At 56.6% G+C, this 12,815-nt stretch carries 9 protein-coding genes and 1 pseudogene; 6 read left to right on the forward strand and 4 right to left on the reverse strand.

The annotated features are described in order from the left end of the window. Both QM780_RS12170 and QM780_RS12175 read left to right on the forward strand, forming a co-directional pair. Nucleotides 1-1,978, forward strand: a pseudogene (locus tag QM780_RS12170) (MacB family efflux pump subunit). A gap of 326 nt (nucleotides 1,979-2,304) precedes the next feature. Continuing rightward, complete coding sequence (locus QM780_RS12175; protein ID WP_415070727.1) at nucleotides 2,305-2,748, forward strand: AAA family ATPase; 444 nt, start codon at nucleotides 2,305-2,307, stop codon at nucleotides 2,746-2,748. 305 nt (nucleotides 2,749-3,053) lie between these two features. Here QM780_RS12175 and QM780_RS12180 read toward each other — a convergent pair whose 3' ends face one another. Beyond that, entirely contained in the window at nucleotides 3,054-5,234 is a 2,181-nt protein-coding gene (locus QM780_RS12180; RefSeq protein ID WP_415070728.1) for a TonB-dependent siderophore receptor, read from the reverse strand. Between the two features lie 244 nt (nucleotides 5,235-5,478). Between QM780_RS12180 and QM780_RS12185 the strand changes: the two genes are divergently transcribed. The 4 genes from QM780_RS12185 to QM780_RS12200 all read left to right on the forward strand — a co-directional run bounded on the left by QM780_RS12185 (nucleotide 5,479) and on the right by QM780_RS12200 (nucleotide 9,363). After that, complete coding sequence (locus QM780_RS12185; RefSeq protein WP_415070729.1) at nucleotides 5,479-7,185, forward strand: PepSY-associated TM helix domain-containing protein; 1,707 nt, start codon at nucleotides 5,479-5,481, stop codon at nucleotides 7,183-7,185. Between the two features lie 209 nt (nucleotides 7,186-7,394). Then, nucleotides 7,395-8,387: a Dyp-type peroxidase gene (locus QM780_RS12190; protein WP_415070730.1), complete on the forward strand. Its 993-nt coding sequence runs from the start codon at nucleotides 7,395-7,397 to the stop codon at nucleotides 8,385-8,387. Nucleotides 8,388-8,517: 130 nt separating this feature from the next. Next, nucleotides 8,518-8,919, forward strand: coding sequence for a MarR family winged helix-turn-helix transcriptional regulator (locus QM780_RS12195; protein WP_415070731.1), 402 nt, complete (start codon nucleotides 8,518-8,520; stop codon nucleotides 8,917-8,919). A 42-nt stretch (nucleotides 8,920-8,961) separates the two neighbouring features. Continuing rightward, nucleotides 8,962-9,363, forward strand: coding sequence for a DUF1398 domain-containing protein (locus QM780_RS12200; protein ID WP_415070732.1), 402 nt, complete (start codon nucleotides 8,962-8,964; stop codon nucleotides 9,361-9,363). A 197-nt stretch (nucleotides 9,364-9,560) separates the two neighbouring features. Here the strand turns inward: QM780_RS12200 and fae are convergent, their stop codons facing one another. From fae to QM780_RS12215, 3 genes are all read right to left on the reverse strand, one after another. After that, the gene (fae, locus tag QM780_RS12205) at nucleotides 9,561-10,100 is read right to left on the reverse strand and encodes a formaldehyde-activating enzyme (RefSeq protein ID WP_415070733.1); all 540 of its coding nucleotides are present in this window, start codon (nucleotides 10,098-10,100) and stop codon (nucleotides 9,561-9,563) included. Between the two features lie 143 nt (nucleotides 10,101-10,243). Continuing rightward, nucleotides 10,244-11,440 (reverse strand): iron-containing alcohol dehydrogenase, encoded by a 1,197-nt coding sequence (locus QM780_RS12210; protein ID WP_415070734.1) that lies wholly within the window; start codon nucleotides 11,438-11,440, stop codon nucleotides 10,244-10,246. Further along, the gene (locus QM780_RS12215; protein ID WP_415070735.1) at nucleotides 11,427-12,545 is read right to left on the reverse strand and encodes an alpha/beta hydrolase; all 1,119 of its coding nucleotides are present in this window, start codon (nucleotides 12,543-12,545) and stop codon (nucleotides 11,427-11,429) included. Before QM780_RS12215 ends, QM780_RS12210 begins: the two co-directional genes overlap by 14 nt. Nucleotides 12,546-12,815: the final 270 nt, after the last annotated feature.

Consider the following 12,815-nt stretch of genomic DNA (forward strand, 5'->3'; position numbering starts at 1 on the left):
ATGACGGCACCCCTCGTCGAATTGCGGAAGATACGACGCGAGTACCCGTCGGGAGACGGTGTTCTGGTGGTCTTGAAAGATGTCGATCTCGTCATCAATCGCGGCGAGATGGTCGCCATCATGGGCGCGTCGGGTTCGGGAAAATCGACGCTGATGAACATTCTCGGCTGTCTCGACCGGCCGACGTCCGGGAGTTATCGGATCGATGGCATGGAGACGTCATCGCTCGACAGCGACGAACTCGCGGCTCTACGGCGTGAACATTTCGGGTTCATTTTTCAGCGCTACCATCTGCTCAGCGATCTAACGGCCCTCGGCAATGTCGAGATGCCGGCAATTTACGCGGGTCAGTCGGTCCAAACCCGGAGGTCGCGTGCGCTTGGCCTCCTTGCCGATCTGGGGATGGAAAAGCGCGCTCATCACCGACCCGGTCAGCTGTCAGGCGGTTAGCAACAGCGCGTTTCGATTGCGCGCGCGCTCATGAATGGTGGCAACGTCATTTTGGCGGATGAACCCACAGGCGCGCTCGACAAGCACAGCGGCGAAGATGTGCTTCGCATTCTCGGTGACTTTCACGCCGCCGGTGAGACGGTGATCATCGTCACGCACGACTTAGCGGTTGCCCAGCGGGCGGAACGCATCGTCGAGATCAGTGATGGTGAAATCGTATCCGACCGCGCAAATCCAAAGGCAATGCCTCGCGCGGCAGTTGAAAGTCAGGCTCATGGGACGGCCACCGCCGCGAGAAGCAGGCATGAGAATTCGCGTTTGTCCGATCTGGCGCGCCTTGGCGAAGCGATGCAAATGGCAATTCTTGCGATGAAATCGCACGCGCTCCGAACATTTTTGACGATGCTCGGCATCATCATTGGGATCGCGTCGGTCGTCTGCGTTGTTGCGTTGGGGCAAGGGTCGCAACAACGTGTCCTCGCCAACATATCGAGTTCTTGGGACGAACACGCTCGAGGTATTCGCAGGCAAGGATTTTGGCGATATGCGCTCCGGCAAGATTACCACTCTGGTCGTTGCCGACGCGGACGCACTCGCAAAAAACGCTTATGTCGCTGCGGTCACACCGACAGTTTCGACTTCAAGCACCATCCGCTTTGGCGCGATCGAGGCAACCGCGCTCGTCAACGGCGTCGGTGATACCTATTTCGTTGCCAAAGGAGCGAAGCTCGCCGCGGGACGATTTTTTGATGCCGACAGTGTCCGCCAGAGGGCGCAGGACGTCGTCATTGATGAAAATACCCGAAAGACGCTTTTTGGTCGCGGCGATGTTGATCCGATCGGCAAAGTCCTTCTGATCGGCAAAGTGCAATGCCGGATCGTCGGTGTAATGCGGCCGCAGCAGGGCGGGTTCGGATCCAGCCAAAATCTCTCAGTTTATTTGCCTTACACGACGGTTCAGACTCGGTTTTTAGGGAATACGTCGTTACGCAGCATAACGGTCAAGGTTGCGGATGACGTATCGACCAACCTCGCCGAGCAGGCTGTTACCAATTTTCTCGTTCAAAGGCATGGCACCAAAGATTTTTTCATCCTGAATACAGACGATATTCGGCAGACCATCACGAGCACGACCAAGACGCTGACACTACTGATCGCGACCATTGCGATCATTTCTCTTATCGTCGGTGGCATCGGCGTCATGAACATCATGCTCGTGTCGGTATCGGAGCGCGTCAGCGAGATCGGTGTGCGGATGGCCGTTGGCGCGCGGCAAAGGGACATTCTTCAGCAGTTCCTGATTGAAGCCGTTTTGGTTTGTCTGACCGGCGGCTTCCTCGGCATTGCGTTGGCATTAGCGGTTGGAGGTGCCTTCAATCTGCTGAGCGGAAATTTCCAGCTCATTTATTCAACAGCGTCGATGCTCGTCGCTGTCTTGTGCTCCAGCCTCATTGGAATCGTATTTGGTTATCTCCCGGCGAGAAATGCGTCGCGGCTTGATCCGGTCGTTGCACTGGCGAGAGTGTGAGCAGCTTTTCCCTGATCGTTGCCCAACACCTAAAACTCAAACTCACACCAGATAGACGCTTCGACTTTGCTTGAGAAAAATTCTGCGCGAGTTCAAAACGCTCGAAAAGAAAACTTCGACGGCTGCAGATCGTGAGAGTTTCGCGAACGATCTGGAAAGCAAGACGCGGGTTGATGCGCCAAAGCGTGAAACGCCGGCTGAAACGATAAAATACAAAATAAAATCATCGGGAAATAGCCGGGAGCCGCTTGTGGTTTAAAAGACATCCGAGGGGCTGTTCCCTTTCAACATCTGCAAAATGCCTCACCGGAATGAAGGCCGCACATATGCGCAAAGTTCTCCTCATTGGTGTGCGGGGAGTTGGGAAGACAACGTTGGCGCGAGCCCTTGCCGGGAAACTGGGTGCCGTCCACTTGAACGGCGACGAGTACAGCGCAGTCTCCTTCGATTCCGGTCGCGCTGAGGTTGATCTATTGCAGCAAGCGCGACAACTCGGTTGGATAGCCGATCAAATCGCAAGAGCTCGCCAGTTTGTTGTTGTGGACTTCGTTTGCTCATCGGAAGCAAGTCGAATAGCTTTTCAAGCTGGAAGGCAGGCTTTTGTAGTGTGGGTCGATCGCGTGAAAGTCGATCATGCGTCCGGTTGTGGAGGGCAGTTCGAAACTCCTGCAACCTATAACGTTCGCGTGACTTCGCCAGGGACTGTCGAGCAATGGGCATCCCGCATCGAATCCGCGGTTCGCAGAAGCGTTGGCGCCGGCTTCGTTTGATTCTTGGCCTATCTACCAAGCAGATAGTCTTTATCGCCACGAGTGCCGAGCCACCGCAATATCGTGTTCTTTCAAATCCGCAAGGCATTGACCGCCTGATCAGAAGTCGATTGCGCGCGATTTACGAGCACCAGCGAAGCTCCCGATGTAACAAACCGTTACACTTTGAAGTGCATAGAACATCGCAAGGAGCCCAAAGTTTTGTAGCCAGCAGAAGCAAATCGACATTGCAGGACGGCCGAAACGAAGGTCAGCTACGCGACAAAAAAGCTGACTTCTACCAACGCAACTCGACGCCGTGACCTCTACCAACGATATCGCACACTACCGATCACGGTGCGGCCTTGGTCGAGATAGCAATAGTCGTCCGAACAAACATCGACCTGCTTGTTGGCGATATTGTTGGCGTTCACCTGCAGATAAGCTCCGCGCAGGCTTGGATCGAGACGCACGAGATCGTAGTGGACTGCCATATCGAACAGCGTATGGCCGGCGTTCTTATAAGTATTTGCGTCGTCGCCGAAGCTGGAGCCGATGTAGCGGACGCCGAGGCCGAAGCCGAGGCCCGCGGCCGGACCCGTTCGCAATGTATAATCGCCCCAGAAAGACGCCGTGTTGAAGGGTGTGCTGGAGAGGACATTGCCCTTGTAGCCGTTGTCGTTATCCTCGATGCGCATATCGATGTAGGAATAGGAGGCAAGCAGGCTCAGGCCGTTGTCGAGCGTCGTCGTACCTTCAATCTCGAAGCCGCGCGAGCGCAGCACGCCAGTTTGGACGGAACCGCATTCGACGACGCCATTGATTTCCGCGCACGTATCTTGAACGCCATTTGTCTGCTGAATATCAAACACGGCAGACGAGATGGACGCGTTGTAGCCAGGAACAAAATACTTGAAACCGATTTCCTTCGATTCAGACTTCGCGGCATCGAAAGGCTTGCCAGTGATGAAGTCCGTCCCTGAGTTGGCGACAAAACCGGTGCCGTACGCAATATACGGCGCAAAGCCGGAATCGAAGAGATAGCTGAGACCCGCTCGACCGGTCCAAGCCGCATCGCTTTGCTTGAGAACGTCACCGTCCGTGTCGGTATCGGTATCGACCCAGTCGTGACGGCCGCCAAGCGTCAGGACCCAGCGATCGAGCTTGATCTGGTCCTGCAGGTAAGTGCCGGTCAAAACCTGATCCTGATGTGTCACCGTCTGAATCGCGGGCGTGGGGATATGCGTTTGACCGTAGTTGTAATTGATGAGTGGCGGAACGATGCCGCCGTCCTCGATCGGATCGCCGAAACCCATGCCTTCCCTGTACCAGACATAGCCGACGTCGACTCCGGCGAGCGCCACATGCTTTAGCGGTCCGCTCGAAAAGCGCGCCTCCAACTGGGTATCGGAGACGAAATTGTTCACGTCGCTGACGATAACGCCGTTGTTCCGTGTCCAGACATTCGGCTCGATCTCTTCGGAGATATCGATATACCTCCCGGTCGAGAAGAGGTTCGAATAGCGCGCTTTCTGGCGGAACGTGAAGACGTCGTTGAAGCGGTGTTCGAACTCATATCCGACGCGTTCCTGCGTCTGATCAAAAAGCTGGAAGTTCGGGTCGCCGGACCAGATATCGGTGCGACGCGCGTGGCCGGAACTATAGTCGTTATACCAAGCGGTGTTGGCGCCTGTCGTGGCGTTCATGTATTCGCCGAGGATAGTCAGCTTGGTGTTTGGATCGATCTTGAATGTCAACGCAGGCGCAAGATAAACGCGATCATCCGGTGTGCCCATCAGCTCGGTATTGCTGTCGCGGACGAGGCCGGTAAAGCGATAAAGGACATTGTTGCCGAGCGTCGTCGGGCCGGAAAAATCGAAATTACCTTGGTAGCGATCGTAGCTGCCGATCTGAACCTCAAGCTCACGAAATGGCGTTTCGGTCGGACGCTTGGAATACATATCGACGATGCCGCCGGCATTGCTTGCGCCATAAAGCGACGATGTCGGGCCGCGCAGAATAGTGATGCTGTCGAGACCATACGGTTCGGTGCGGAACTGCCCGAAGCCGCTGCTCATCTGCCGCAAACCGTCGCGATAGATGCCGGTGTAGGTTGCGTCGAAGCCACGAATAAAAAATGTATCGAACCGCGGGTCATAGCCCGACTGGTTGACGCGAACACCCGGCACATATTGAATCGCATCTCCGAGGTTCTGTGGAGCGCGATCCTGCATTTGCTGGCGGGTGACGGTGGAGATCGATTGCGGAATCTCCTGCAAGGGAGTGTCCGTCTTCGTAGCGGCGCTGGTCGTTTTCGCGACGTAGCCATTCGTCGATCCCGGCGGCGTGCTAGAGCCGTCGCTGACCGGAAGCGGTTCCTTCTCCGCAGCAGTCTTGGCGACCTGCGATTTGGCGGCGGTCGACTTCGTCTTAGGTTTTGGTGGTGATTTCTTCGGCGTGCTCGTCTGCTCACTTTCGCTCTGAACGACCACGTCCGGCAGCGGCATGGGCGCCGGCTCCTGAGCACTTACGGTTTTCGCGAGCGGAAGCGAGGACGCAACAAGGCTCAGCGCCCACGCGTGAGCGCTTGGTCGTTTCGAAAGCATAATTCCCCCACACGGTAAAACGTGACTGCCACCCCGCAGTCACACCCCGGCCGAGGTAGGGTATCGGCTGAATCTTTACTATTCAAGTCAATAATGGCCGGGGTAGTATCGACTTCGATTTCATTGTGTCGGCAGAGGGCTTGGAGTGCGCGGCTTACTTGTTATCGTCCATCGGTGGGCCGGTCTGTTCATTGCAGTTTTTCTGTTTATCGCTGGCGTCACCGGGTCAGTGATCTCGTGGGATCACGAACTGGACGAGTGGCTTAATCCCGACCTATTCGACGCGACGCAGGCCGGAACGCCCCTGCCGCCGCTTGAATTGGTGGCGCGCTTCGAGGCTGCCAATCCGCATGCGCGTGTGACCTATTTTCCGCTTTCTTATGAGCAAGGAAAATCCGCAGACCTCTTTGTTGAGCCGCGTATCGATGCTGATACGGGCCGTCTTTACGAACTCGATTACAATCAAGCGTATGTCGAGCCGGCGACCGGCGAGGTTCTGGGTACGCGCTTTTGGGGAAGAATTTCCCTGGATCGTAGGGATATCCTGCCATTCCTCTACAAGTTGCACTATTCGATGCATATCCCCGATTTCTACGGCTACGACCGATGGGGCATCTGGCTGATGGGCATCGTCGGTATCGTCTGGACGTTCGATTGTTTCGTTGGACTGTTGTTGACGTTCCCGCCGTCTCCACAAAAGCGGTTGACGCCAACGCCAACGGCGGCGCGTTTCTCTCGCGATAAATCCTGGTTGTCCCGCTGGGCTCCCGCTTGGCAAATAAAACGCAACGCCAGCGCATACCGTCTCAATTTCGATATTCATCGCGCAGCGGGTTTATGGACATGGCTCTTTCTCTTGATCCTTGCGTTCACGTCCATTTCGATGAATTTGGGCGACGACATCGTCCGACCGCTTCTTGGCAAGATCTCGACGCTGACCGCCGATGCCGAAGCTTCGCGAACGCCGGCACCGATCGACAAACCCATTCCCGCAGCATTGTCGTTCGCGTCGATCCTCGATCGCGCTTCGGACGAAGCCGCAAAGCGCTCTTGGCAGGAGCCCCTTGGAAGCACCTTCTATAACCAGCAAACCGGCGTCTACGGCGTTTCGTTTTTCGAAACGGGGAAGGAGCATGGCGAGTACGGACTAGAGCCAAGGACGCTGTATTTTGACGGCAATACCGGCACGTTGCTCGGCGACAGCGTTCCCTGGGCCGGTACGGCCGCTGACATCTTCATGCAATTACAATTCCCGCTGCATTCGGGACGGATCGCCGGCCTGCCGGGCCGCATATTGTTGACGATCATGGGTATCGTCGTCGCCGTGCTTTCCTTTACCGGCATCGTTATCTGGTTCAAGAAACGGTTGGCGCGTTTGAAGGGATCAGATCAAAAACGAGTTACGCGCGCGATCGGAGTCGCCGGAAAGGCCCGAATTATTGCGGCCGGAACCTATCGGTTTTTCCTCGGCGCCGGGGATCAAAGCAAACTGCGCCAGCGACTAACCGCGCTCGGCATAATGGCATCCGAGATGAGCGACGCTCCCGGACCGCTGCCTCTGAGACGGATTGCGCTTTGGTGCGGCGAAGCCGCGTTGCTGATTGTCAGAGTGCTCTTCGTAGGCGTTGGATCGATATTTGCTCGCGGTCGCCGCTTGCTGGCGCCAGCATCGGCGTCGTTGGCGAGCCTTGTCGCTGTGACATTAACCCGAAATTTCTGGCGAGCCGGAATGCACGATGCGGCGTACTATCTGCGCACGCTGAGATTTTTATGTAGGTATATGAAAGTGCGAGGTCTCAGCTTCACCCAAAAGCTGAGTTCGCTGCTTGTCACTTCGTCGCGACGGATCTGAAGACGATGCACAGCGGGCTGCATTGAACCAGCGCCGGACCAGACGAAGATGAGAACTCTTCGTCATGATACGTAAGCTCAATACGCCTCCCATGTTGGCGGTCTGGCGCTGCGGCGAGGCAACATGATACAGGGACATATTGAACGTGAATGCCGACCGGACTCTGCGGCTTAGCGTTTGTATCCCTGTGCGAGAAGGAAGAATCCGGGATGACGGGCAAGAATTGGGACAGAGTTCCGATCGACGCGCAAAGCATCGACGCACCGCTGTCACGGGCAGCCGTATTTCTCGTCGTCACGGTTGGAAGCGAACCGGAATCGCTTGCAAGGGTCTGCGCAGCCCTCGATGGGCTTGACGATCTCGTCAAAACGGTCGGCTTTCGCGATCTTTCCGCCCGCCTTTCCTGCATCGTCGGGATAGGGAGCGAGCTCTGGGACCGCCTCCACTTCGACAAGCGGCCGCAGGAGCTCAAGGTCTTTGCCCCGGTCAAGGGCCCAGTCCATTCGGCGCCTTCTACACCGGGCGATCTGCTCTTCCATATCCGCGCCGAGCGTCGTGACTTCTGCTTTGAGTTCGAGCGGCTATTGCTCGACAGCCTCGGCGACGGCATCACCGTGGTCGACGAGGTCGCGGGCTTTCGGTATTTCGATGCGCGAGATCTTCTTGGTTTTGTCGACGGCACGGCGAATCCGACCGGCCTCAATTTGCCCGCCTCTGCGCTCGTTGGCGATGAAGATCGCGACTTCGCAGGAGGCAGCTACGTAGTCATTCAGAAATATCTGCACGACCTCTGTGCGTGGACGAAGGTGCCAACACCTCTCCAGGAAGCGATCATCGGCCGCACGAAAATCGACAACGTCGAAATCGACGATGACGATGCACCTCGCAAATCGCACAAGTCGCTCGCGACCATCGTCGATACCAATGGCCACGAGTATGACATCCTGCGGGACAACATGCCCTTCGGCCGACCGGGACAACGCGAGTTCGGCACCTATTTCATTGGCTATTCCCGCTATCTTTGGGTCATCGAGAAGATGCTGGAACGCATGTATTTGGGTGATACGCCCGGGGCTTATGACCGGCTGCTGGATTTCTCGACGCCACTCACCGGCGCGACCTTCTTTGCTCCAGCTCGTCCGGCGTTGGAAGCCCTTGTGCAGGCGGCCCAGGAGAAAGTCACGACTTCATCCGGCAGCTAAGCGGCAATAAAAATATAGTTGACTAGGAAATTAATTGCATATAGTTTCCTAATCAACTAGTGAGGTATTCGTGTCACCAAAATCGTCTCCCTCAACGCTTGACGCACATCTGGGCTACTGGCTCAGGTTCGTGTCAAACACCGTCTCGCAAAGCTTTGCCCGCAAGGTCGAGCGCGAAGGAGTAACAGTCGCCGAGTGGGTTTTCCTGCGCGCCCTTTATGACGGCGGGCATGTTGCGCCGTCGCAGTTGGCGGAGGGGATGGCAATGACAAAAGGGGCAATTTCCAAACTCTCCGACCGCCTTCTTGAAAAGTCTCTGATCGAACGCCGAGACAATCCCGATGACAAGCGCGCGCATACACTTGCCCTGAACCAAAAGGGCCGAGCCCTCGTGCCGCGCCTGGCCGCACTTGCGGACGAGAACGACGAAGAGTTTTTCAGCGCACTCACTTTAGACGAGCGCCGGCGGCTCGCGCAGATTTTGCGAAAGATCGTCAACGAACGCGAACTGACAAACGTCCCGCTCGATTGAGCTCCCCTTCAATTGCTGACACTGAATGGAAAGGAGTGCGCCGTGGATGCGCAACAAACGTCTATTGCCGAAAGCTGCCTGAATGCTGCCTACGACAAGACAATGGCCTTTCCCGAAATCGTAGGGACGCTGATCAACGCCGGATTTGAAGGTTATGTCGTCGATTATCGTCGCAACACGACCACCTATTTCCTCGCCGACGGGGATGGCGTTACGCTCGAGAACCGATCATCTGAAGAGAAGGTCGCCGCGCAATTCGATCAGCCCGGAATCGTCGCACAGATAAGATGGGCACAAGCAAACCCGCCGGACTATTCTTACATGGCGTTCTGCAAGAATGTTAAGGCGCTCGGCTGCGCGGGATACATCGTCTCGTTTCTGGGCAGACGCGTGCTGTATTTCGGTCGTACCGCCGAGACGCACGTCGAACATTTTCCGCAGTGACGCAGTGGAACTTTCGGGGCGACGGTTATTTTCTTAGACTTTGGATAAGAAAAAATGCTTCCCGCCCGCGCCAGCCTGGCGCCGAGCGGAAGAATTTTCTGTCAGCACGAACGAACGACATTCGCGTTTTGACGAGCAAGAAGAGCAGATGCGATCGTCGAATGATCAAGCTGAAACGCAGCGGGCCTTCTTGCGGGTCAATAGTCGATGACGCCGTCCAATGCGTAGTGCTTGATGGTTTTGCGGTTCTTGATGAGTTCATCGATGGAGGGTTCGCTCTTCAATGCGCGCTCGATCGCCAACTTCATCGCCTTATAGTTCGTATTGTAGAGATCTTTTTTATCCAGCTCGGCATGATTGGCGCAGCGCGGATCGAGCCAGATCGTGACGATGATGCAGATTTCATCGACGATCGATTTCGGGATGACGCCATCCGAGACGCTATCGACGACAGCATCGGCAATCGCGGCTTGAACGACGCCGCCGAGCAGCTCGACATACTCGCCGGAGGCGATCGTCACCTTGGTCGTCATCATGGTGACGGGACGCGCCATCTGGTTGAGGTCGCGTATCGCGAAGAACCGCGTATGGCCGACCGACTGCCCCATCATACCGGCAAACGCGTGGCCGACGGGGCCGTTCACAGAACCGATCAGAACCTCAGGCATGGCATCGGTATATTGGCCCGGAGCCGCCAGAACCGTTGCCTCGCCAGCCTTGAAAATGATGTCGCTCATGCTTTCTCTCCGGATCGTTTGAATTCAGATGCGAAAATGGCGCTTCGCCTGATGCGAGGGATCTTGCATCAGGCGAAGGCCAACCGTTGCACCGGTGTCCTACGAGAAACGCCGGCCGCTGTCACGACCTACTCTGGAAGGCGTCAGGCGATCTTACGGATAGTTCCCGCATGCATCTCAGCCAGAAGCTCTTCGACGTTATTTTGCGTGAGCGGAACGGGGTTGGTTCCGGCGGTCGGATCGACGATTGCCAAGCGGGCGATTTCGGTCAGCCGATCCGCACCGACTCCGAGCTCGGCGATGGTCGGCGGAATCGCAATTTCCGATCTGAGTTCGAGAATCCAATCGTTAATCGCTTGAACAGCCGCGACCTGCGAAAGGGATTTTCCGCCGCCAAGACCGAGATACGTCGCCAAGCGCTGCATCTTTTCGCCAATAGCCGGCGCGTTGAAGGCGATGACGTAGGGCATCGCGACGGCGTTTGTCAGTCCGTGATGCGTACCGTAAAGCGCGCCGATGGGATGGCTGACCGAATGGATCGCGCCGAGGCCCTTCTGAAACGCGGTTGCTGCCATCGCCGCGGCCGATAGCATCTGGCCACGCGCTTCAATGTCATCGCCTGTGCGGACGGCGCGAGGCAAGTAGTCCTTGACCAATCTGACGCTCTCAATCGCGATCGCGTCGGCCATCGGATGATAGCTTGGCGCGCAGAATGCCTCGATTGCGTGAGAGAGCGCATCCATGCCGGTTCCGGCCGTCAGGGCCGGCGACAATCCTACGGTCAGTTCAGGATCGAGGATCGCGATTTTTGGCATCATCGCGGGATGGAAGATGATTTTCTTCACATGGTGATCGGCGTCCGTGATCACGGTGGCGCGGCCGACCTCGGAGCCGGTGCCAGCCGTGGTCGGAACTGCAATGATCGGCGCGATCGCTTCGGCGGCGGCGCGACGCCAGTTATCGCCGATATCTTCGAAATCCCATACCGGGCGCGTCTGGCCAACCATGAGGGCGACGGTCTTGCCGACGTCGAGAGCGCTTCCTCCACCGAATGCGACGACACCATCGTGTCCACCCTGGCGATACGCGGCAATGCCATCGGCGAGATTGACGGATGTCGGATTGCCCTGCAGCGCGTCGAACACGGACGTCTGAAGTCCTGCGCGGGCGAGATCATCGACCGCCGACTGGACCATCGGCAGCTTGGAGATCCCTGGATCGGTAACGAACAACGGGCGCGAGATACCTGCTTCCTTGCAGGCGACCGGCAGCTCCGAGATCCGTCCTGCTCCGAACCAGATTTTGGTTGGATAGCTCCAATTCGCGTTAGCGATCTTCATGTCTTGACCCTTCTGGTTTGCGCGGAGAGTTCATGTGCTCGCAAAGCGTTCTCGCGATTTCGATGAGCGCGTCACGAGCCTTGGGAACCCCACCGGACATTGCGGTGAAAGCGTGTGGCAGCGATGGATATTTGAGCGTCGTTACGTCGTTGCCTTCGTTGGCGAGGCGCTGCCCGAAAGCGCTGCCTTCAGCCTCAAGGATGTCATTGCCGGCCTGAACGAGGATGGTCGGAGGCAGGCCGGAGAGGTTCTTAGCGCGGGCGACCGAGCATCTTGGATCATCGGCGTCGGAGGCATCACGCATATATTGCTCAGCAAACCAGATCATGTCGTTTCGGGTCAACGGATAGCAATTGTCGAACGCTGTCGGCGGCATTGCTGTCCTATCCATGTCTACCACTGGGTAAATCAACACCTGCAGGAACGGCATCTTTCCAGCGTTGTCGCGAAGGCATAGTGATGCGGCCACCGCCAGATATCCGCCGGCAGAATCACCGCCGACGGCGATCCGGCTCGCGTCTATGCCCAGCGATTTCGCAGAAGCCTGCGTCCAGTCGAATGCCGTCAGGACATCATCAACGGCGGCAGGAAAGCGATGCTCGGGCGCCAAACGATAAGCGACAGAAAGGATGAGACAACCGGAATGCTCCGCGAGCAAACTGCAGGCGGTATGGCAGGTTTCAAGATCGCCGAGAACGCAGCCGCCGAAATGAAGGTAGATCAACACAGGCGCAACCTGGGGCGCCGAACGCGGCCTATATAGACGCGCCGCCAACTTTCCGATCCCACTACCGATGGTCAGATCGGTCATCGAGACGTTCTTTGATGCCGGGCCATCCAACAGCGCGAGCGATAAAAACGACGGCTGTCTTCGGTCCTCGGGCCTGTCGCCTCTCGACCTGCCAAACCGCGTTACCATCCACGCATGAAATCCGGCGCGCGGATCGACGGCCGGCATTTCGGCCGCGAGCGCAGTGAAGCGATAAAAATATGAAAGGAAGGGCAGCAGAAGCTGGAAGCCGAGCCGCAATATTTTCCAGCTCGCGCGATTCCAGCCCTTCGCATCGGCGGTGAGAATGCCATCGGCTTCACCCGAGACGGCCATGCGCTCAAGCCTCAAACTTAGACGGATTTCACTACAACGCCGATGCCCACGGCTGCCTGAGCAGGCAGCATCGTTTTCGAGAAAAATATCATTTTCAACACCAGCTCCCTCGCCCTCGTATGACTTTGCCGTGCACTGATCGACTTGGCAATTTCAGGTATATTTGTAATATATCTACTTCGTCAATGTGCAAGTTTTTCCAGCAAAACCGCTATTTTTTAGTGCAGCGCAACGAACAAAAATGGTGCAATTTCGATCATAAAAAATATT

It is taken from the genome of Hyphomicrobium sp. (genome assembly GCF_047600905.1).
GTDB lineage: Bacteria > Pseudomonadota > Alphaproteobacteria > Rhizobiales > Hyphomicrobiaceae > Hyphomicrobium_B.